This window comes from Arthrobacter sp. CAN_A6, assembly GCF_015751715.1.
Classification (GTDB): Bacteria; Actinomycetota; Actinomycetes; order Actinomycetales; family Micrococcaceae; genus Arthrobacter_D.
On the sequence record NZ_JADOUV010000005.1, the window covers coordinates 38,374 to 58,618 of the forward strand.

Sequence of the window (20,245 nt, forward strand, 5' to 3'; positions counted from 1 at the left end):
ATGCATATTCTCGACTCCGTCGATGCGGCCTCAGCCCGCACCGACATCCCGGCGTTCCGCGCCGGGGACACCGTCAATGTCCACGTGAACATCATTGAAGGCAAGAACACCCGTGTCCAGATCTTCAAGGGCTTCGTCCTTGGACGCCAGGGCGACGGCATCCGCGAAACCTTCACGGTCCGCAAGGTCAGCTTCGGCGTCGGCGTGGAGCGTACCTTCCCGGTGCACTCCCCGGTCCTCGAGAAGATCGAGCTGGTCTCGAAGGGCGACGTTCGCCGCGCGAAGCTTTACTACATGCGCGAACTCCGCGGCAAGGCAGCCAAGATCAAGGAAAAGCGCGACCCCAAGACGGTCAAGTAACCTTCACGGGTGCCTGAAACATCCGCTTCCCCTCCTACGGCTGGGAAGCACACTCAACGCCGGTCCGCGATTACGGGCTGGCGTTTCGTGTTCTCCGCCGTGCTTTTCGCCGTCCTGGTGGTCGGCGTCGTGCGGGCTCTGCTCGTCGATGTCTACTACATACCGTCGGGCTCCATGGAACCGCTCCTCGAGGAGGGTGACCGCGTGGTGGTCAGCAAGACCGGGAACGCTGCAGAGCGAATCGAGCGGGGCGACGTTGTCGTTTTCAACGGTCGGGGATCCTTCGATCCCATTCATGATGACCGCAGCGTGCCCGTGCGCGTAGTGGACGCCGTCGGGCAGTGGCTGGGCCTGAACGGCAGCGAGACGGTGTATGTGAAGCGGGTGGTCGGCGTGCCGGGGGACCGGGTGGCCTGCTGCGCCGACGACGGCAGGGTCACCGTGAACGGCGACGCGCTGGATGAGCCGTATCTGTTCCCGTCCGACGCTCCCAGCGAAACGGAGTTCGATGTCGAGGTCCCGGAGGGTAGGTTGTGGTTGTTGGGCGATCACCGGTCCGTTTCGATGGACTCGCGGTCGCTGCTGGGGGCACCGGGCGGCGGGTTGGTGGCCGCTGATCGCGTGATCGGCGAGGTGGTGCACCTCGTCTGGCCGCCGGATCGGGCCGGTCGGATCGGGCCGTCCGCCCGGGATTGACACAGAGTCCTGAACCGCCTGTAAGAACCTTCTGAACGAGAGCAAACGCGGTGGCCGTATGACCGGCACCGGAACGACATTGAGGAATGCAGCAGATGCCACGAAACTTCCGTCGGAAGCCCGGTAACCACGCGGGCGGTCCGCTGCCCTCGAATGCTTCACGGACGGATGCTCCCGGATCCGATGGGACCCCGGGCACCCAGGACATCACCGCTTCCGGAGCGGATCCCCGGCATCCGGAGGCGCCGGACCTATCCGTGAGAGGCCGCGGACGCCGAGGTGCCCCGAAGGAGCAGGACCGCAGTTTCGCGGGCTGGCTCAAGGAGATCGCGACAATCGTCGTGATTGCGCTCGTCCTGTCCTTCCTGATCAAGACGTTCCTGTTCCGCGCCTTCTACATTCCCTCCGGGTCCATGGAGACCACCCTCCAGATCGACGACCGCATCTTCGTGAACCAACTCGTTCCCCAGCCGTTCGCGCTCGAGCGCGGGGACATCGTGGTGTTCAGCGATACCGAAGGCTGGCTCACGCCCGGCCAGCAGGTCGACAACAACTGGGTCAAGGATGCGCTGATCTTCGTGGGCCTCGCGCCCGATGACTCGCAGCAGCACCTCGTCAAGCGGGTCATCGGCATGGAAGGTGACCGCGTGATCTGCTGCGACGCCGAGGGACGTATCACGGTCAACGGCGAACCGCTGGTCGAGCCCTATCTGTTCCCCGGTGCCGCGCCGTCGGACACGCCCTTCGACGTCGTCGTACCCGAAGGGAAGGTCTGGGTGATGGGGGATCACCGCAATGCCTCGGCTGATTCCCGAGCGAACACCGACAGGCCCGGCCAGGGCTTCATCGATGTCGACGACATCGAGGGGAAGGCTGCGGTGATCGCCTGGCCACTCAACCACATGGGCTTCCTGGGCAACTATCCCGAGGTCTTCGAGGGGATCCCCGAACCGGCGGCCGCGGGTGCACCGGAGGGCAGGTGACCGCAGCGCGCCGGAAGCGCTCCGCTGCGCCCACCCTGGTCTTCGAGCGGTCCTTCTCCACCGGCGGCCACCGCTACATCGCGGGCTGCGACGAGGTCGGCAGGGGAGCGCTGGCGGGCCCGGTCTCGGTGGGAATCGTCGTCGTCGACCTCGAGGCGGGAAAGGGTCTGCGCGGGGTGCGGGACAGCAAGCTGCTCTCACCCGCCGAGCGTGAGGCGCTGGTGCCGCGCATCCGGAAGTGGTCGCTCGCTTACGGGGTGGGCCACGCGAGTTCCGCGGAGATCGACGACGTGGGCCTGATGGCTGCGCTGCAGGCTGCGGGAAACCGCGCCTGGGAACAGGTGGTCGCGACGGTGCGTCCCGACGTCGTCATCCTCGACGGAAACCATGACTGGCTCTCCTCCCGGCGGCAGGATTCCCTTTTCGACGACGCCGGAGCGGGCCCCGGAGACACAATGGTCTCCGGCTGCGATGCGCCCGTGCATACGAGGATCAAGGCCGACCTGCAGTGTCTCAGTGTTGCGGCCGCAAGCGTCCTTGCGAAGGTCGAGCGTGACGCACTGATGACGTCGCTCGCCGCCGACCACCCGGCGTACCGGTGGGACGTGAACAAGGGCTATGCGACGGCACTGCATCGGGCCGCCATCGACGCTCGAGGATCCAGTGACTACCACCGGCGGTCCTGGCGCCTGGGAAGTCCCGCACAGCCCGGAATGACCGGCCCCGAGATTGGGGCAGAATGGGATCATGAGCGCCGAAGATCTTGAGAACTATGAAACCGACATGGAGCTCCAGCTCTACCGGGAGTACCGCGACGTCGTAGGGCTCTTCAGCTACGTGGTGGAGACGGAACGGCGGTTCTACCTTGCGAACAATGTGGACCTCCAGGCGAAGTCGGCCGACGGCGAGGTCTACTTCGATCTGACGCTGCAGGACGCCTGGGTCTGGGACGTGTACCGTTCGGCCCGTTTCGTGAAGAACGTCCGGGTGATCACCTTCAAGGACGTGAATGTCGAGGAGCTGTCGAAGTCGGATGACATCGCGCTGCCCAAGGATGGGGCGCTGGGGAACTAGCTTCAACTGTCGGCTGGCGCTACCGGCCGGCGAACCGCGGTTCGCCGGGGAAAAAGCGCCGGAAGGCCTGCTTCAGTCGTCGTCCACGTCCTGGAAGTCCCCGTCGTCGAAGTCGACGTCGGCGGCTCCGTGCGGGAATCCGTCCTCGCCGTCGTCGGCTGTTTCAACTGCCTGCTCCAGGCGGTCGGCCTCGGATCCCCCCGTACCCTCACCCAGCGCCGGTCCGGCAGCGGAATCATCCGGTGTTGCCGGCGTCAGCTGTTCGAGGCGGTCGGCCTCGCTTCCGCCGGGCACGAGATCGTTGCTCGAAGCCATGGAAACCCCTCATGTAGTCGAATCGCGTACCCGTTCGCGTTGTTCCCTCATTGTCGCCGTTGGGACCCTGTTCCTCAACCGGTACCGGGCATAGCCCTTGTTCAGTGCGACCCCGATTCTTCCTCCACAGGCGGCCAGAGGGTCGACTTGCCCACATAGCGGTGCCTGCCGGCCGCCGCTGTTCCTCGTGCCCGCAGGCTTGGGATGGAGGTGGTGGACATGTTGGCGAAGGACCAGCTGGGGCGGCGCGGAGAGGCGACTGCTGCGGAGTTCCTGGAGCGGTCCGGGTTGCGGATCGTGGACCGGAACTGGCGGTGCAGTGCGGGGGAGATAGACCTGGTGGCGGTGGACGGAACCACGCTGGTGATCGTCGAGGTGAAGACGCGCAGTTCGGAGGATTTCGGGCATCCGCTGGAGGCGATCACGGCGGGCAAGCTGGAGCGGTTGTACCTGCTGGCTTCGAAGTGGGCGCGTGCTCACAACTGTCGGTTCTCCGGGTTCCGGGTGGATGCGGTTTCGGTGCTCGACGACGGCTCCGGGAATCCGCGCATCGAGCATTTGCGGGCAGTTCTCTGATGGCGCTGGGACGTACCTATTCGGTCTCCCTCGTGGGGTTGAACGGGCACATCGTCGAGGTCGAAGCCGACATCGGTCAGACCTTGCCCGCGTTCGTGCTGCTGGGGTTGCCGGATGCGTCACTGAACGAGGCGAAGGACCGCATCCGGGCTGCGGCGCGTAACGCGGGCGTCCCGCTCAGCCGGCGGAAGATCACCGTCAACCTGATTCCGGCGTCCCTTCCGAAACGCGGCTCCGGGTTCGACCTCGCGATTGTCATGGCTGCCCTTGCGGCCGCCGGGGACGTCCGCAATTGTGGGGCGATCGTCTTCCTCGCCGAGCTCGGCCTGGACGGGCAGCTGCGTCCGGTCCGCGGGGTCCTTCCGGCGGTCATGGCCGCCGTCCAGGCCGGCCACGTGCGCGTGGTCGTGGCGGAAGGCAACCGCGCCGAAGCCGCCCTGGTGCCGAACGCTGAAGTCTCCGGGTTCGCCTCCCTTGCCGAGGTGGCCCTGGCTTTCGGTGCCGACGCCTCGAAGGTGCAGCTCCCACTTCCGACGGACGCCGCCGGCCAGGAACCGACGAATACCCAGCAGTCGAGTGGTCTCTCCAGCGATATGGCCGACATCGCCGGTCAGGCGGAGGCGCGCTTCGCCGTCGAGGTGGCAGCGGCGGGTGCGCATCACCTGATGATGGTGGGGCCACCAGGGGCAGGCAAGACGATGTTGGCGGAGCGGCTGCCCGGGATCCTCCCGGACCTCACGGATGACCACGCCATGGAGGTGACGGCGATCCATTCGTTGGGTAGCGAGCATTCCTGCGCCGAGCTGCGGAGGAGGCCGCCATTCGAGAGCCCCCACCACACGTCCACCGCGGCGGCGATCATCGGCGGGGGCAGCGGCATACCGCGTCCCGGAGCCGCATCCCGGGCGCACCGCGGCGTCCTGTTCCTCGACGAGGCGCCGGAATACGAGAGACGCGTCCTCGAAGCCCTCCGCGAACCGCTTGAAAGCGGAACCCTCGTCCTGCACCGTTCGGCCGGTACCGCCTCCTACCCCGCCCGCTTCCAACTGGTCCTCGCACTCAACCCGTGCCCGTGCGGTCTCGCCAACGGAAAGGGAATCGACTGCATGTGCACGGCGCAGCAGCGGAGGCGTTACTTCAACCGGCTCTCGGGGCCGCTCCTGGACCGCGTCGACCTCCAACTCACCGTGCAGCGGGTAGCGCTGCACGACTACGTCGGCGGGGCGACAGCCGAAACCACGGCCACGGTAGCGCGGCGGGTCGCACGTGCACGGCAGGCCCAGGCCGCCCGCCTCATCCCCTGGGGATACTCCACCAATTCCGAGGTGCAGGGAAAAATCCTCCGGGAAGAACTCCGACTGCCTCGCACCGTCACCGCAGCACTGGACCGGGCGCTCGACCGGAACCTCATCAGCGCACGTGGCTGGGACCGTACGCTTCGCGTTGCCTGGACCGTCGCGGACCTGCAGGGCCACACGCAGCCGGAGGCCGACGACGTCGTTCTGGCGCTCGGCTTCCGACTTCAGGAGCGTGCGGCATGAGTAGCGTCCCAGCGGATGTACTCCTGTCCCGAGCGGCGCTGTCCCGCTTGTTCGAGCCATCGGATGCGGTGGGACTGGCTCTCACTGTGGCCGCAGGACCCGTGGACGCGCTGCGGATCGCTACTGGGTCGCTCAAGGCCGGTGCACAGCTCCACCACGAGGTGGCGGGCCGCCTCGACCTGGACTCCGGCCCGCACGATGTCCTGGCTGAGGCCCTTGAGCGGTGGGCACCGCGGCTGAAGGACCTCGCCCCTGAACGTGACCTCGCAACGATGGGCCGGTTGGGCGGAAGGCTCGTGGTGCCGGAGTCTCCGGACTGGCCCGCGGCGCTCGGTGACCTGCAGCTGGCTGCACCCCTGTGCCTCTGGGTCCGAGGTCCCGGAGAACTCCCGACGCTGAAGCGGGTGGTGGCTCTCGTCGGATCGAGGGACAGCACGAACTATGGAAACGCCGTCACCGGGGACCTCGCATCCGGCCTGGTGGGACGAGGCTTCACTATTATCTCCGGAGGGGCTTACGGTATCGACGCCCAGGCACACCGGGCCGCGCTCGCGGTCGGTGGGGGCTGGGAGGGCACCCCGACGCTAGCGGTGATGGCCTGCGGCGTCGACCGTTACTATCCCGCGGGGAACGAGGAACTGCTCCGTGCAATAGCTGGGCAGGGATTCCTGGTTTCCGAAATCCCTCCCGGCTCCTCGCCCACCCGGTGGAGGTTCCTCCAGCGCAACCGGCTCATCGCGGCCCTGAGCGCGGTGACGGTGGTCGTGGAGGCGCGCTGGAGGTCCGGAGCGCTCAACACGGCGCATCATGCGGCCGGCCTCGGTCGACCGGTCGGAGCCGTACCCGGGTCGGTACATTCCGCCAATTCGGCCGGTTGCCACCGTCTGCTGCGGGATGGCAGCGCGGTCTGCGTCACGGATGCGGCGGAAGTCGCGGAAATGGCGGGGCCGATCGGCTCGGAACCCGAAGTGGAGCCGGCGGTGCCCGTACTGGATCATGACGGGCTCCCCGTGCAGGACATCCTGCTTCTTGATGCGCTACCCGTCCGGGCAACGTCCACAGTGGACAAACTGGCGTCCGTCGCAGGATTGAGCACCCGTGAAGTCATCGCGGGGTTGTCCCGCCTGGAGATCGAAGGGCTGGCTGCGCGAGCGAATGACGGCTGGCGTCGGGCGAAGAAGCCTTGAAGCGCCGTTCATCCAACCAGGGAGGTCAGGAACCGTGAGATATCACTCCGCCATCAACAGCCGTATCGGGGGCCTTATCCTCGTAGAGGAGGACGCGGAGCTCGTGGGCGTCTACCATGCCGACCACAGTCCCTATCCGTCCCCGGCGAAGCTCGGCACCCCTTTCGGCCTGGCTGCCGGGGGAGGGCAGCCGCCCCGCCAGTCAGCAGTCGGACAAGCGGAAGTGCAGCTGGGCCAGTACTTCGCCGGGGACCGGAAGTCCTTCGATGTCCACCTCGGAATCGTCGGCACTGCGTTCCAGCTGCGGGTGTGGAAAACCGTGATGGAGATTCCCTGCGGGGAGACGCGCAGTTACCGGGACATCGCGAGCGAGTTGGGGAACCCGGCCATGGGCCGGGCGATCGGTGCGGCGATCCGGGCGAACCCGCTTTCGATCTTCATCCCCGGGCATCGGGTGGTGGCCGGTAATGGGGCCGTGACCGGATATGCCGCTGGTGTGGAGATGAAGCAGTTCCTGCTCGACCTCGAAGGCGGCGCCGGCATGCTGCCGTCATAGCATCCGAAGGACGACGGACCCGGCTCGTCCGGTGTGCCGCCTTGGCCCTGCGCACCCGGAAGTGCACAGTAGGAGAATAAGGACCGAGGCAGGAAGGAGCATGATGGCAGAGGAAGCCGAGGTACCTGTTCCCTGGGACGGCCGTGACACCGTCGGCCATGCCATGGACTTCGACGGCGCGTTGGACCGTTACCGTCTCTACCTGACGGCGGAGCGGAACCGTTCCACCCATACGGTCCGTGCCTACCTCGCTGACCTCGAATTCCTCTTCGCTTTCGTCCAGGGACAGGGCATCCACCGGCTCGACAAGCTGGAGCTCCGGCACTTCAGGGCCTGGCTCGGAGCGCTTGATGCTTCAGGCCTTGCCAGGTCAACCATCGCCCGGCGGGCGGCCACGGCACGCACCTTCATGGAGTGGGCCGTTCGGGAAGAACTCGTCGTTGCGAATCCTTCCCTACGCCTACGCGCTCCGAAACGGCAAAAGACCCTGCCGCAGGTGGTGAGCCGCGGGCAGCTGGACACGCTGTTCGCCTCGCTGGCCGAAGCTGCCGCCGAAGGGGATGCTGGAGCACTCCAGCTGAGAGCCATGGTGGAGATCCTGTATGGCACCGGGGTCCGGGTGGGGGAGCTGGTGGGGCTGGACATCGACGACCTCGACCTGGAACGCCGAACGCTACGGGTGCTGGGCAAAGGCAACAAGGAAAGAACCGTTCCCTTCGGCGTGCCGGCAGCCCATGCGCTCGACGACTGGCTTCGCCGTGGAAGGCCCGCCTTCAGAACGCCCGCCAGCGGAGCCGCGGTGTTCCTGGGACGGCGTGGGGGCAGGATCGACCAGCGGACCGTCCGCGCCGGCGTGCAGAAGATTCTCGCCGAGCTGGGCGATACCGCAGCGTCAGGGCCGCACGCCCTCCGGCACAGCGCTGCCACGCATCTTCTGGACGGTGGCGCCGACCTTCGGGCAGTGCAGGAAATACTCGGACACTCCAGCCTCGCCACAACGCAGCTGTACACCCATGTGTCAGTGGACAGGCTCCGCCGCAGTTACGAGCAAGCCCACCCCAGAGCCTGAAGAACGCCTCGGATCGAGTAGGCCTACTTGGGCTACCGAAAAAAAGCAAGTAATACCAGTGGCGCAATCAGCCCGGGTGCGGCAGAATGTTCCCTAGTTCACAACCTGCAGCAACTCCTGTGGGCAGTGGCCGGAAAGCACCAGCAAATCAGCAGTTTTCATCACCTTGAAGGTCGTTGGGGAAGACGTACCTACAGCTATGGAGGATGGAATGTCTGTTGTGATGGCGCGCGGTGTTTTGTACGTGCACTCGGCCCCTTCTGCGCTGTGCCCTCATGTCGAGTGGGCGATCGGCTCGGTCCTCGACAAGCGCACAGACCTTGAGTGGACCCCTCAGCCTGCCGCGCCCGGAATGTTCCGCGCCGAGCTCTCCTGGGTAGGTCCGCAGGGTTCGGGCGCGCAACTGGCGTCCGCGCTGCGCGGCTGGGCTCATCTTCGCTACGAGGTCACCGAGGAACAGAGTACGGGCGCCGACGGCGGGCGCTGGTCCCACACGCCCGAGCTCGGGATCTTCCACGCCACCACGGACGTCCACGGCAATATCATGGTCTCGGAGGATCGCATCCGCTACGCCTATGAAGCAGGTGCCGGAAACCCGGCCGCCGTCTACCACGAATTGTCCCTCGCGCTGGGCGAATCCTGGGACGAGGAACTCGAACCGTTCCGGCATGCTGCCGAGGGTGCGCCGGTGCGCTGGTTGCATCAGGTCGGTTGAGCCGCCCGCCCGCCATGAAGCTCCGATGATCGGCGCTGTGCAGAGCCTGCCCGCATGCGTGGTAGCCGCCGCGTCCGTCCCTTCCCGCAGGGTTCCGTAGCCGCGTCCGCGGGATCATCCCACATCGGTGCGAGCCCGGTCCGGCACTGGGCCGGACCGGGCGTTCCGCCGGGGGCTGCGTCCCGCCGGGTGCAGCGTCGGGTGTTGCTCCTAGACGTTCTTCACGGCGATGACGGCGTTGTGCCCGCCGAAGCCGAAGGAATTGCTGATGGCCACGATGTCGCCCGCGGGCAGCTTCCGCTCCGAGGTGACCACGTCGAGGGGGATCTCGGGGTCCTGGTTGTCGAGGTTGATCGTCACGGGCACCGTGCGTTCGTAGACGGCAAGGACCGTCATGACGGCCTCAACAGCGCCGGATGCTCCGAGCAGGTGCCCTGTCTGGGACTTGGTGGCAGATACCGCAACGTTGTCCAGCTGGGAGCCGAGGGCGGCCCTCAGTGCCACGTACTCCGGCTTGTCTCCCACCGGGGTGGACGTGGCGTGGGCGTTGACGTGCACCACGTCGGAGGCCTGGACACGTGCGTCGAACAGTGCTGCCTTCAGTGCGCGCGTGGCCCCGAGGCCACCGGGATCGGGGGCGGTGATGTGATAGGCGTCAGCAGTGACCGAGGTACCCGCGAGTTCGCCGTAGATACGCGCACCGCGGGCGAGGGCATGCTCCTCTGCCTCGATGACCAGGGCGCCGGCACCCTCGCCCATGACGAAGCCGTTCCGGGCGAGGTCGTAGGGGCGCGAGGCCAGTTCGGGCTCGTCGTTACGCCGGGACAGTGCCTGCATGGACGCAAAAGCGGCAATGGGCATGGGGTGGATGGCCGCCTCGGCGCCACCGCACATGACGACGTCGGCCTTGCCCGACCGGATGAGGTCCAGGCCGAGGTGCAGTGCCTCGGTCCCCGACGCGCACGCGGAGACCGGCGTGTGTGCACCGGCACGTGCACCGAGGTCGAGGCTCACCGCCGCCGCGGGGCCGTTCGGCATGAGCATGGGAACGGTCATCGGGAGGACACGGCGGGGACCCTTCGCCTGCAGGGTGTCCCATGCGTCGAGGAGTGTCCAGACACCGCCGATCCCTGTGGCGAAGGCCACCGCGAGCCGGTCATGATCGACGTCCTCGATGCCGGAATCACGCCATGCCTCGCGGGATGCGATGACGGCGAACTGGGTCGAGGGGTCCATCCGCTTGGCCTCGACGCGGGACAGGACCTCGCTCGCCGGTGTCGTCGCCTGCGCGGCGAACGTGACAGGAAGCTCGTACTTCTGCACCCAGTCGGCCTCGATGGTGCGGGCGCCCGAGACTCCCTTGAGGGAGTTCGCCCACATGGTGGGGACGTCCCCGCCGATCGGCGTGGTTGCTCCAAGGCCGGTGATGACTACTTTGCGTGGCATTCTGTCACTCTTTCAAAGCTAGGCTGCGGCCCGGGCAACCCGGGGCACGTGGTGAAAAGGCGGCCGCCCGTGGACAGAATGCCGAAGGCGGCCGCCGGACTCCCGAGGGAGCAGAACCGATGGAACTAGGACTGCGCGCCGGAGATGAAGTTCACGGCGTCGCCCACGGTCTTGAGGTTCTTGACTTCCTCATCGGGGATACGGACGCCGAACTTCTCTTCGGCGTTGACCACGATGGTCATCATCGAGATGGAATCGATGTCGAGGTCATCGGTGAAGGACTTGTCCATTTCGACCGACTCGGGCGCAAGGCCCGTTTCCTCGTTGACGATTTCAGCCAGACCGGCCAGGATCTCTTCGTTGCTAGCCATGGTGGCTCCTTTTCTGTTGATGCCGGTGTTTCCCGGCGTGGTTGGTCAAACCGCGCTGACGCGGTTTGGGTTTGGAAAACTAGGGGAGTACTACAACCTGCGCGCCGAAGACGAGACCGGCTCCGAACCCGATCTGCAGGGCGAGCCCGCCGCTCAGGGCCGGCTGCTCCTTCAGCAGGCGGTGCATGGCCAGCGGGATGGACGCCGCCGATGTGTTTCCGGCGTCGACGATGTCGCGTGCCACCTGCACGTGTCCAGGCAATTTCAGCTGCTTCACCATTTCATCGATGATACGGATGTTTGCCTGGTGCGGCACGAAAGCTACGAGGTCGGACGAGGTGATTCCCGCGGCGTCGAGCGCCTGCTGGGCAACCTTCGCCATCTCCCAGACCGCCCAGCGGAAAACTGTCTGGCCGTCCTGGCGCATCGTGGGCCACAGCGCTGCCTGTGCCTCGGCGTCTTCCGCCGGAGCACCCTCCCGGCCTGCTGCGGCAGCGAGTGAGTAGTCGCGGATCTCGAGAAGCGAATGGCTCATGCGGATCGCGCCGTGCTTGCTGCCGTCCGAACCCCATACCGAGGGCCCGATACCCGGGGAGTCGGACGGCCCGATGACGACAGCGCCTGCCCCGTCACCGAGGATGAAGGAGATGGTGCGGTCGCTGTTGTCGATGAAGTCCGACAGTTTCTCGACCCCCACCACGAGGACATATTCGGCGCTCCCCGCGTGGACCAGGGCATCCGCCTGCGCGATCCCGTAGCAGTATCCGGCGCAGGCCGCCGAGATGTCGAAGGCGGGTGCGGGGGTGGCTCCCAGGCGGTCGGTCAACTGCGCCGCGGCGGACGGCGTTGCGTGCGGGTGGGTGACGGTGGAGACCAGCACTGCACCGAGCTGCGAGGCCTGGATACCGGCGTCGGCCAGTGCCTCGCGTGCCGCCGCTTCGGCCATATCGACCACACTGACGTCCCGGGGCGCACGACGGCGCGTCACGATGCCGGTGCGCTGGCGGATCCATTCATCGGAGGAATCGATCCACTGGCAGACATCCTCGTTGGTCACGACGACACTGGGACGGTAGATGCCCAACCCGTGGATACGCGTGTGCTCGCGGAGGGCTGCCTGCTTGATGACGGGAGTGCTCACGAAAGTCCTTCTGCGGTAAGGGCTGGATCCAGGTCCGGAGTGCGGGAATGCTCGACGATGAATGTGCGAGCCGCCTCGAGGTCCTCAGGAGATTTTACGGCCAACGCCGCCGTACCGCGCATTCCGCGCTTGGCAAGACCGGTCAGGGTGCCTGCTGGGGCGAGTTCGACCATGCCGGTCACACCCATCGATTGCATCGACGCCATGCAGAGGTCCCAGCGGACCGGCCGCGAAACCTGTGCTATCAGGCTGTCGAGGTTCGCCTCGCCCGTGCTCACGGGGCGGCCGTCGAAGTTCGAAAGCAGCGTGCCCACCGGTTCCGACGGCGCGAGCGTCGGGCGGAGTGTCTCGAGCGCCATGACGGCGGGGGACATGTGGCCCGTATGGAACGCACCCGCGACCTTGAGCGGGATGACCCGCGCCTTGGCGGGAGGTGCAGCGGCCAGCGCCGCCAACTGCTCGAGGGTCCCCGCTGCCACCACCTGCCCGCCTCCGTTGGCATTCGCCGCAGTGAGCCCCACCCCGGCCAGTACCCGGGCGACGTCGTCGGGATCGCCTCCCAGCACCGCGCTCATCCCGGTGGGCGTGGCGGCGGCGGCGGAGGCCATGGCGTTTGCACGCACCCGGACGAAGGCGACGGCGTCGGCCTCGCTGAGGGCGCCGGCGATTGCCGAGGCGGTGAGCTCGCCCACCGAGTGGCCCGCCACCACTGTTCCGGCAGTGAGGGGACGTTCCTCGAGGAGTACCCGTCCCGCCACGAGTCCCGCGGCGACGATCAGCGGCTGCGCCACCGCGGTGTCCTTGATGGTGTCCTCGTCCGAGACGGTTCCATGCCGGATGAGGTCAACCCCGGCCTGCTCACTCAGGGCAGCAAGGTGGTCGGCCACTCCGGGCAACTCGAGCCACGGGTTGAGGAATCCTGGCGTCTGGGACCCCTGGCCGGGGCAGGCGATTGCAAGCACGTTTCCAGCTTTCCAAAGGACGGTCACTTTTCCGGGTGTTCGGCTGTACGAAGCTGTCCAAGCCGCTTTGTAGGAAGTCTACAAGGTACGAAGGTCCGCAGACCGCTGGGGGAGCCGCTCCGCCGGGGGTTTGACCGACTGGTAGAGCCGTCCCACCACCAGGGCGGTGTGGAGCACGTAGGCCTCACGGGGGAGCAACGGATCCCAGCCGGTGACATCGCATACCCGTCGCAACCGGTAGCGGACGGTATTGGCGTGGACGAAGAGTTCACGCGAGGTCGCCTCGAGGGAATGTCCGAGGGTGAGGTACGCGGACAGGGTTTCCTCCAGGCCGTTCGAGGCGCTCTGCAACGGTCGGTAGATGGAATGGACGAGTGACTTCCGCGCGGTGTCGTCGCCGGCGAAAACACGCTCGGGCCAGAGGTCCTCGGCAGAGACCGGGCGCGGCGCACCGGGCCAGGCAGCAGCGGCGGTCAGTCCGGCGAAGGCAGCCTGCGCTGAACTGCTCGCAGCGACCAGTGACTCCGCCTCCGGACCGTACACCACAGGACCTGCGCCGAAAAGTTCGCTGATCCGGCGGTAGGAGGAATCGCGCTCCCGCACGCCGCCGAGCACGAGGATGAGCCGTTCCCCCTGGATGCCGACGAGGGTGTCCTCCGCGAGCCTGCCCGTCACCCGGCGCAGTTCCCCCAGGAAAGCGGCGTTCGGTTCCGGGGGAGAGCTGCCCACCATGACCGTGATCCGCGCCTGCGACTTCCAGCCGACCGCGGCGATCCGGGACCGCAGGGCGTCCGAACTCTCACCGCGCAGGATTGCGTCGACGACGAGTGCTTCGAGGCGGGTGTCCCAGGAACCCCGCGTCTCGGCGGCGCGCGCGTAGACGTCGGCCGCCGCGAAGGCCACTTCACGCGAGTAGCGGAGGACGGCTTCGCGCAGCGGCCCCTGATCGGCGGCCGGCGCAAGGAAGGGCACCTGGTCCTCGACCACCTGGACCACCACCCGGATCAGCTGCAGCGCTTTCTGGAGGCTGATGGAACGGGTGAGCTCGGTGGGCGCGGTTCCGAACACGTCACTGAGTACCCAGGCAGGGGAGACCGGCCGCTGGTACCAGCTGACGAAGGATGCGATGCCCTTCTGCGCCACGAGCCCCAGGGCCGAGCGTTCGTCGGGTCGGAGCCCGCGGTACCAGGGCAGGTCGGCGTCGAGCTGCTTGAGCGTCGCCGTCGAGAGCGAACCGATCTTCGACCGCAGCTTCTCCACAGTGTCAGGATCGGGCGGTACCTGCCCGTTGTTCCGGCTACCGTTCCGCGGGACGCTGGAGGGGACTTCTGGCGACGGCATGGTCCGAGCATACGTTTTTCGAGGACCAACCTCCATTTGTGGGATGGCTACAAAATACGACGACGACGGGCGGGCCTTGGTAGGCCTGCCCGTCGTCGTCTTCAGTTGCGTGGAGGGATGGTGTTAGCTTTCGCCTCCGGTGTTGCCGGTGGTACCGGCGTTGATGTCGTGCAGTGAGTACTTCTCGATGGCCTCCCGGGGGGCGTCGGCGTCCACTTCGCCGCGTCGGGCGAGCATCTCCAGGGCGCGGACCACGACTGAGTGGCTGTCGATCTTGAAGTAGCGGCGGGCTGCGGCACGGGTATCGGAGAAACCGAAGCCGTCAGCGCCCAGGGTCGCGAACTCGTTGGGCAGGAACTGACGGATCTGATCAGGGACGGCTTTCATGAAGTCACTGACCGCCACGATAGGACCGGTTGCACCCTCGAGTTGCTGGGTGATGAAGGGCTTGCGGGGTTCGGCGTCGGGGTTCAGGAACGCTTCCTCCTCAGCATCCAGTCCGTCGCGGCGTAGTTCGTTCCACGAGGTGACGGACCAGACATCGGCGGAGACACCCCAGTCCTCGGCGAGGATCCGTTGGGCATCGATCGCCCACGGCACTGCGACACCTGAGGCCAGCAGTTGGGTGCGTGGCCCGTCGATCTTCGCCGGAGCGGCCAGGTAGATGCCCTTGAGCAGGCCCTCGACATCGAGCCCTTCCGGTTCCGGTGGCTGGACGAACGGCTCGTTGTAGACGGTGATGTAGTACATGACGTTGCGGAACGACTCGGGTCGGTCCCCGATGTCCCCGTACATCCGGTTCAGGCCGTCGCGCATGATATGCCCGATCTCGTAGCCGAAAGCCGGATCATAGGTGATGACCGCCGGGTTGGTGGAGGCCAGGATCGGGGAGTGTCCGTCCGCGTGCTGGAGTCCCTCGCCGGTGAGCGTGGTGCGTCCGGCGGTGGCCCCGATGATGAACCCGCGGGTCATCTGATCCGCCGCGGCCCAGATCGAGTCCCCGGTGCGCTGGAATCCGAACATCGAGTAGAACACGTAGATCGGGATCAGCGGCTCGCCGTGCGTGGCGTAGGCAGTGCCTGCAGCGGTGAACGCTGCCATCGAGCCGGCCTCGTTGATTCCGGCGTGGAGGATCTGCCCGCTGGTGGATTCTTTGTACGCCAGGACCAGGTCCCGGTCGACGGACAGGTAGTTCTGGCCCTTGGGGTTGTAGATCTTCGCGGTCGGGAAGAACGAGTCCATGCCGAAGGTCCGCGCCTCGTCCGGGACGATCGGCACCACCCGGGTACCGAAGCCCTTGTCGCGCATCAGCTCCTTGAGGACCCGGACGAACGCCATGGTCGTGGCGGCCTGCTGCTTACCCGAGCCCCGCTTGGCGACCTCATAGGCTGCATCGCCCGGCAGGGTCACCTCGGTGTGCTTGGTGCGCCGTTCGGGCACGAACCCGCCCAGCTCCCGCCGGCGCTCCATCAGGTACTTGATTTCCGGTGCGTCCATGCCCGGGTGGTAGTACGGAGGGTTGTACAGATCATCATCGATCTGCTCATCGGTGACCGGAATCCGCAGGTGGTCCCGGAACGCCTTCAGATCCTCCAGGGTCAGTTTCTTCATCTGGTGGGTCGCGTTGCGTCCCTCGAAGTGCGGTCCCAGGCCGTAGCCCTTGACCGTCTTGGCGAGGATGACCGTGGGTTTGCCCTTGAATTCGGTGGCTGCCTTGTACGCCGCGTAGACCTTGCGGTAGTCATGCCCGCCGCGCTTGAGGTTCCAGATCTCGGCGTCGGTGAGATCCTCCACCATGGCCTTGGTCTCCGGGGACTTGCCGAAGAAGTGATCCCGCACGAACCCGCCGGACTCGGCCTTGTAGGTCTGGTAGTCGCCGTCGGGAGTCTGGTTCATGATGTCCACCAGCGCACCCTGGCGGTCCTTCTCCAGCAGGTCATCCCACTCGCGGCCCCACACCACCTTGATGACGTTCCACCCCGCACCGCGGAAGAACGCCTCCAGCTCCTGCATGATCTTGCCGTTACCGCGCACCGGTCCGTCGAGGCGCTGCAGATTGCAGTTGATCACGAAGTTCAGGTTGTCCAGGCCCTCGTTCGCGGCGAGCTGCAACAAGCCCCGCGATTCGGGTTCGTCCATCTCTCCATCACCGAGGAATGCCCACACCTGCTGCCCGGAGGTGTCCTTCAGGCCGCGGTTGGCGAGGTACCGGTTCGACTGCGCCTGGTAGATCGCGTTCATCGGCCCGATGCCCATCGACACGGTGGGGAACTCCCAGAACCCGGGCATCAGCCGTGGGTGCGGATACGAGGAAAGCGCGGAGCCTTCCTTCGACTTCTCCTGCCGGAACCCGTTGAGGTCATCCTCGCTCAACCGGCCCTCGAGGAACGCCCGCGCATACATGCCCGGCGAGGCGTGGCCCTGGAAGAAGACATGATCTCCACCGCTGGGATGGTCCTTGCCCTTGAAGAAGTGGTTGTAGCCGACCTCATACAGGGTTGCGGCACCGGCGTACGTGGAGATATGGCCACCCACCCCGATATCCGAACGCTGGGCGCGGTGCACCATCACCGCGGCGTTCCACCGCATCCACGCACGGTATTTCCGCTCGATCTCCTCATCTCCGGGAAACTCGGGCTCCTGGTCCGCCGGAATCGTGTTGACGTAATCAGTAGTGGTCACCATCGGCACGCCGACGCTCTGCGCACCCGCCCGCTGCAGCAGGGAACGCATGATGAACTGCGCACGCTCCGTACCCTGGGACCGGATCAACTCGTCAAGGGATTCGATCCACTCAGCCGTCTCCTCAGGATCACCATCGGGCTTGCCCACGGTCAAACCACTCAGAATATCCGCCGTACCTTCTTCTGCAGCCACGCGAAACCTCTCCACTTACACAGATTCTGTCTGCGACGCTTATGACTTTTGCTCCGGAGAGATATCTCCGAGAATTGATGCGTAGCCTTGCGGTGGTTATGCCGCGGCCATCTAACCAATCACTCTATCTCCGCCGCGGCGATCCTGCGTAGCCGGGAAGCAGGGCCGGCGAGGATTACGCCTAGGGCGTCGCTTCGACTCCTATTACTGCCGGTTACAGGCCACTATGGCGCCGGTTTGGTCGTGCTGGCTTGAAGCGTGGCGTATAAAGGTGTTGGCTGGTAATAATGCACGACTACCCAGGGAGCGCGTCAGTTGACCGCCCCGGTGTTCTCAGGAGGAATCAAGTGAGTGAGGCCGAAGCCGCCACTGCAGTGAATGTGGCGGGCAAGTTGGGATTCAAGGCGGGGGATCTTGTCCAGGAACTCGGCTATGACGAGGACGTCGACTTCGATTTCCGCGACCACCTCGAGGCAGGCCTTGAATCGGACCTCCTTACTGAGGACGACCAGGAAGTTGTCGACGGCGTCATCATGTGGTGGCGGGGCGGCGATGGTGACCTTGTCGACGCCCTGGTCGACTCGCTGACCTCGCTCGGTCCGGGCGGGGTGGTGTGGCTCCTGACGCCCAAGCATGGGCGGGACGGCTACGTACCGCCGGCCGACGTGCAGGAGGCGGCTCCGACGGCCGGCCTCCACTCGACGTCGACCGCGGGTGTGTCCCGTGAATGGCTGGCCACACGACTCGTCAGCCGCCGGAAACAGTAGCGTGGCGGGGCTCCCTCTTCCAGGTGAGCCGGCGCCTCGCTTCACGCTGACGAACCAGTACGGTGAAACCGTCAGCTCGGGGGGCCTGACAGGGCAGGCGGCTGCCCTTGTCTTCTTTCCTTTCGCCTTCTCGCGTGTCTGCACCGATGAAATGACCGCGCTGCAGGCCAACTCCTCGCTCTTCTCATCGAACGGTGTCCGTCTTCTCGCCGTCTCTACCGATCATCGGTATGCTTTGCGCGCCTGGGCTGACTCCCTGGGGCTTCAGTTCGACCTGTTGTCCGACTTCTGGCCCCACGGTGCCGCGTCCCGCGGGTTCGGCGCCTTCGACGAGTTGACCGGTCATGCGGGGCGGTTCACGTTCTTCATCTCAAGCGACGGAACCGTTGCGTCGGTGGTTCGATCCGCGCCGGGGGAAAGCCGGAGCATGGCCGACTACGCCCGGTCCCTTCAAGCCCTGGCGTCGGTGTGACCAGCGACGCCGGGGAGCAGCACCCGCAGCACAATCCGCGCCTCGGTCTCACCGGATTCGCCAGTAAGGAACCTGCCGGTGGGCTCGCCGCCCTCCGCGCCTCCGAAATAGCGCAGCTCGACGCGGCGGTGGAAATACTGGGTGGTCAGAGAATTGCCGTGCTCACCGGCGCGGGACTGAGCACCGACTCCGGCATCCCCGACTATCGCGGGCCCACCTCGGTGCCCCGCAACCCGATGACGTATCAGCAGTTCGTGGGCGACGAGACCCTGCGGCGCCGGTACTGGGCGCGCAACCACGTCGGCTGGCGACATCTGCGCCACGCCGACCCGAATGCCGGACACACCGCCGTCGCGCGCATGGAGCACCGAGGCCTGCTCACCGGAGTGATCACCCAGAACGTGGACCGGCTCCACTCCTCCGCTGGAAGCCGGCAGGTCATCGACCTCCATGGCACCTTCGACCGCGTCATCTGTCTCCAGTGCGCCAGCGCCTTCCCGCGCCAGGCCATCGCGGTTCTTCTCGAGGCCCTGAACCCGGGCTACCTCGAGCGCGAGTCCGATGCCGGTGACGTGGCCCCCGACGCCGATGCCGACGTCAACGACACCGCCGGTTTCGTGATGGCACCGTGTCCCGCCTGCGGGGGAATGCTCAAACCGGACTTCGTGTATTTCGGGGAGAACGTGCCGAGGGACCGGGTGGCCGACGCCTACCGGATGGTCGACGACGCCAAATCCCTCCTTGTGGCAGGTTCCTCACTGACAGTGATGAGCGGCCTTCGTTTTGTCCGGCATGCCTTCAAGGCACAGAAGCCCGTGGTCATCATCAACCGGGGACAGACGCGGGGCGACGAGTTCGCGTCGCTGCTGATCGACGTCGGGGTGTCCGAAGGGCTGACCTATCTCGCGGAGCGATTGCCCGACCTCTGAGGCAGGCCTCGCCATCGATGCGGGATACCGGCAGGGCAGTCCGAAGACGGTGCGTTGCACATCGGACACGGTCCAGTCGAACGGCCCTGCGTGGCCATAGCATGTGAAGCGGCCGGCGTGCCGATGGAGCAGCCGGGCAGATCGAAGGATTGGGGGAGAACTGTGGGAAAGACGCGCGCCACCTCCGGTGACCACGGTGCCGGCCCCGGTGCCGCCGTCGTCCGGTCCGGCCGGCGCCCCGTCACCTTCGGCCACCACAGCGCCGGCCCTCGTGCACCCGATCGTTCCGGTCACCGAGGAGCCTGCTCCGGATCTCACCACGTACGCCGGAACCACCGTCGACGCCTCGTTCGAGTTCGACCATCCGTCCGCATGGACGGTGACCGATACTTCTGCTTCCAACGGTATTTTCGATGTGAAGAGAGCCGACGGCGAGCCGATCGCCACCCTGCAGCTGTTAATCGCCTGGGGTGCGGTGTGTGATGCAAGTACCATCCGGTGACCCATCTTCAGGAGGTTGCTGGGTCCACACTGTCGACTGGTCTGCCGTTCAGTGTCCGCAGTACTGCCATGGATCTCTCGCATGATCCCGAGGAAAGGAGGATTCATCAGTGGACCGACAACGTGCGCGTCCAGACGTCACTGAGTGCCGGCGAGACGTTGCCCGCTGATCCGGAGATGCTGCCGCGCCTTCTGTACAGCCTCGGCAGTGTGGACACTGGTGTCACCGCATCGAACGGCGTCACCACCCGCGTCATCATCTTCACTGCATCCCGCGACGTTGCCACGATGCAGGCCGCGATCGACTACACCGACTCCGTTGAGTACCTGCAGCTACAGGCGAGGATGGCGTCCTTCCGGGGATGA

At 66.1% G+C, this 20,245-nt stretch carries 23 protein-coding genes; 16 read left to right on the forward strand and 7 right to left on the reverse strand.

Annotated features, from left to right (window positions below):
* From rplS to IWX75_RS09880, 5 genes are all read left to right on the forward strand, one after another.
* A complete protein-coding gene (gene rplS, locus IWX75_RS09860) occupies positions 1-360 on the forward strand; it encodes a 50S ribosomal protein L19 (RefSeq protein WP_026532848.1) in 360 nt (119 codons plus the stop codon).
* A gap of 9 nt (positions 361-369) precedes the next feature.
* Entirely contained in the window at positions 370-1,056 is a 687-nt protein-coding gene (gene lepB / locus IWX75_RS09865; protein WP_334684244.1) for a signal peptidase I, read from the forward strand.
* 95 nt (positions 1,057-1,151) lie between these two features.
* Positions 1,152-2,039 carry a signal peptidase I gene (gene lepB / locus IWX75_RS09870; RefSeq protein ID WP_196822096.1) on the forward strand — a complete coding sequence of 296 codons (888 nt, stop codon included), beginning with the start codon at positions 1,152-1,154 and terminating at the stop codon, positions 2,037-2,039.
* A complete protein-coding gene (locus IWX75_RS09875) occupies positions 2,036-2,806 on the forward strand; it encodes a ribonuclease HII (RefSeq protein ID WP_334684245.1) in 771 nt (256 codons plus the stop codon). The genes lepB (IWX75_RS09870) and IWX75_RS09875 overlap by 4 nt, the downstream gene beginning before the upstream one ends.
* Positions 2,787-3,113 (forward strand): DUF2469 domain-containing protein, encoded by a 327-nt coding sequence (locus tag IWX75_RS09880; protein WP_026532850.1) that lies wholly within the window; start codon positions 2,787-2,789, stop codon positions 3,111-3,113. The genes IWX75_RS09875 and IWX75_RS09880 overlap by 20 nt, the downstream gene beginning before the upstream one ends.
* Before the next feature lie 72 nt (positions 3,114-3,185).
* On the opposite strand, the gene IWX75_RS09885 is transcribed toward IWX75_RS09880, so the two are convergent.
* Entirely contained in the window at positions 3,186-3,428 is a 243-nt protein-coding gene (locus IWX75_RS09885; protein WP_196822097.1) for a hypothetical protein, read from the reverse strand.
* A 210-nt stretch (positions 3,429-3,638) separates the two neighbouring features.
* On the opposite strand from IWX75_RS09885, the gene IWX75_RS09890 reads away from it, so the two are divergent.
* From IWX75_RS09890 to IWX75_RS09915, 6 genes are all read left to right on the forward strand, one after another.
* A complete protein-coding gene (locus tag IWX75_RS09890) occupies positions 3,639-4,004 on the forward strand; it encodes a YraN family protein (protein ID WP_196822279.1) in 366 nt (121 codons plus the stop codon).
* The gene (locus IWX75_RS09895; RefSeq protein WP_196822098.1) at positions 4,004-5,545 is read left to right on the forward strand and encodes a YifB family Mg chelatase-like AAA ATPase; all 1,542 of its coding nucleotides are present in this window, start codon (positions 4,004-4,006) and stop codon (positions 5,543-5,545) included. The genes IWX75_RS09890 and IWX75_RS09895 overlap by 1 nt, the downstream gene beginning before the upstream one ends.
* Entirely contained in the window at positions 5,542-6,732 is a 1,191-nt protein-coding gene (dprA, locus tag IWX75_RS09900) for a DNA-processing protein DprA (protein WP_196822099.1), read from the forward strand. Before IWX75_RS09895 ends, dprA begins: the two co-directional genes overlap by 4 nt.
* A gap of 34 nt (positions 6,733-6,766) precedes the next feature.
* The gene (locus IWX75_RS09905; protein ID WP_196822100.1) at positions 6,767-7,288 is read left to right on the forward strand and encodes a methylated-DNA--[protein]-cysteine S-methyltransferase; all 522 of its coding nucleotides are present in this window, start codon (positions 6,767-6,769) and stop codon (positions 7,286-7,288) included.
* Between the two features lie 163 nt (positions 7,289-7,451).
* The gene (locus tag IWX75_RS09910; protein ID WP_196822280.1) at positions 7,452-8,357 is read left to right on the forward strand and encodes a tyrosine recombinase XerC; all 906 of its coding nucleotides are present in this window, start codon (positions 7,452-7,454) and stop codon (positions 8,355-8,357) included.
* Positions 8,358-8,568: 211 nt separating this feature from the next.
* Entirely contained in the window at positions 8,569-9,072 is a 504-nt protein-coding gene (locus IWX75_RS09915) for a DUF3145 domain-containing protein (RefSeq protein ID WP_196822101.1), read from the forward strand.
* 210 nt (positions 9,073-9,282) lie between these two features.
* Here IWX75_RS09915 and IWX75_RS09920 read toward each other — a convergent pair whose 3' ends face one another.
* From IWX75_RS09920 to aceE, 6 genes are all read right to left on the reverse strand, one after another.
* Positions 9,283-10,518 (reverse strand): beta-ketoacyl-[acyl-carrier-protein] synthase family protein, encoded by a 1,236-nt coding sequence (locus IWX75_RS09920; protein ID WP_196822102.1) that lies wholly within the window; start codon positions 10,516-10,518, stop codon positions 9,283-9,285.
* Between the two features lie 125 nt (positions 10,519-10,643).
* Entirely contained in the window at positions 10,644-10,889 is a 246-nt protein-coding gene (locus IWX75_RS09925) for an acyl carrier protein (protein WP_026532858.1), read from the reverse strand.
* A gap of 79 nt (positions 10,890-10,968) precedes the next feature.
* On the reverse strand, positions 10,969-12,030 hold the full coding sequence (locus tag IWX75_RS09930) for a beta-ketoacyl-ACP synthase III (protein ID WP_196822103.1): 1,062 nt from the start codon (positions 12,028-12,030) through the stop codon (positions 10,969-10,971).
* Positions 12,027-12,992 (reverse strand): ACP S-malonyltransferase, encoded by a 966-nt coding sequence (locus IWX75_RS09935; RefSeq protein WP_196822104.1) that lies wholly within the window; start codon positions 12,990-12,992, stop codon positions 12,027-12,029. Before IWX75_RS09935 ends, IWX75_RS09930 begins: the two co-directional genes overlap by 4 nt.
* A 78-nt stretch (positions 12,993-13,070) precedes the next feature.
* A complete protein-coding gene (locus tag IWX75_RS09940) occupies positions 13,071-14,333 on the reverse strand; it encodes a PucR family transcriptional regulator (protein ID WP_196822105.1) in 1,263 nt (420 codons plus the stop codon).
* 123 nt (positions 14,334-14,456) lie between these two features.
* A complete protein-coding gene (gene aceE, locus IWX75_RS09945) occupies positions 14,457-17,210 on the reverse strand; it encodes a pyruvate dehydrogenase (acetyl-transferring), homodimeric type (protein WP_196822106.1) in 2,754 nt (917 codons plus the stop codon).
* 347 nt (positions 17,211-17,557) lie between these two features.
* Between aceE and IWX75_RS09950 the strand changes: the two genes are divergently transcribed.
* From IWX75_RS09950 to IWX75_RS09970, 5 genes are all read left to right on the forward strand, one after another.
* On the forward strand, positions 17,558-17,977 hold the full coding sequence (locus IWX75_RS09950; protein WP_196822107.1) for a DUF3052 domain-containing protein: 420 nt from the start codon (positions 17,558-17,560) through the stop codon (positions 17,975-17,977).
* 1 nt (position 17,978) lies between these two features.
* Positions 17,979-18,449, forward strand: coding sequence for a redoxin domain-containing protein (locus IWX75_RS09955; protein ID WP_196822108.1), 471 nt, complete (start codon positions 17,979-17,981; stop codon positions 18,447-18,449).
* The gene (locus IWX75_RS09960) at positions 18,446-19,378 is read left to right on the forward strand and encodes an NAD-dependent protein deacetylase (RefSeq protein WP_196822109.1); all 933 of its coding nucleotides are present in this window, start codon (positions 18,446-18,448) and stop codon (positions 19,376-19,378) included. Before IWX75_RS09955 ends, IWX75_RS09960 begins: the two co-directional genes overlap by 4 nt.
* A gap of 187 nt (positions 19,379-19,565) precedes the next feature.
* Positions 19,566-19,880 (forward strand): hypothetical protein, encoded by a 315-nt coding sequence (locus IWX75_RS09965; protein WP_196822110.1) that lies wholly within the window; start codon positions 19,566-19,568, stop codon positions 19,878-19,880.
* Positions 19,877-20,245, forward strand: a complete 369-nt coding sequence (locus IWX75_RS09970; protein WP_196822111.1) for a hypothetical protein — start codon at positions 19,877-19,879, stop codon at positions 20,243-20,245. The genes IWX75_RS09965 and IWX75_RS09970 overlap by 4 nt, the downstream gene beginning before the upstream one ends.

What these genes read in the sequence shown, in the direction of transcription:
- IWX75_RS09880 (WP_026532850.1), top strand. Translation starts at nt 2,787, where the DNA reads ATGAGCGCCGAAGATCTTGAGAACTATGAAACCGACATGGAGCTCCAG.
- rplS (WP_026532848.1), top strand. Translation starts at nt 1, where the DNA reads ATGCATATTCTCGACTCCGTCGATGCGGCCTCAGCCCGCACCGACATC.
- IWX75_RS09895 (WP_196822098.1), top strand. Translation starts at nt 4,004, where the DNA reads ATGGCGCTGGGACGTACCTATTCGGTCTCCCTCGTGGGGTTGAACGGG.
- IWX75_RS09885 (WP_196822097.1), bottom strand. Translation starts at nt 3,428, where the DNA reads ATGGCTTCGAGCAACGATCTCGTGCCCGGCGGAAGCGAGGCCGACCGC.
- IWX75_RS09910 (WP_196822280.1), top strand. Translation starts at nt 7,452, where the DNA reads ATGGACTTCGACGGCGCGTTGGACCGTTACCGTCTCTACCTGACGGCG.
- dprA (WP_196822099.1), top strand. Translation starts at nt 5,542, where the DNA reads ATGAGTAGCGTCCCAGCGGATGTACTCCTGTCCCGAGCGGCGCTGTCC.
- IWX75_RS09920 (WP_196822102.1), bottom strand. Translation starts at nt 10,518, where the DNA reads ATGCCACGCAAAGTAGTCATCACCGGCCTTGGAGCAACCACGCCGATC.
- IWX75_RS09940 (WP_196822105.1), bottom strand. Translation starts at nt 14,333, where the DNA reads ATGCCGTCGCCAGAAGTCCCCTCCAGCGTCCCGCGGAACGGTAGCCGG.
- lepB (WP_196822096.1), top strand. Translation starts at nt 1,152, where the DNA reads ATGCCACGAAACTTCCGTCGGAAGCCCGGTAACCACGCGGGCGGTCCG.
- IWX75_RS09915 (WP_196822101.1), top strand. Translation starts at nt 8,569, where the DNA reads ATGTCTGTTGTGATGGCGCGCGGTGTTTTGTACGTGCACTCGGCCCCT.
- IWX75_RS09925 (WP_026532858.1), bottom strand. Translation starts at nt 10,889, where the DNA reads ATGGCTAGCAACGAAGAGATCCTGGCCGGTCTGGCTGAAATCGTCAAC.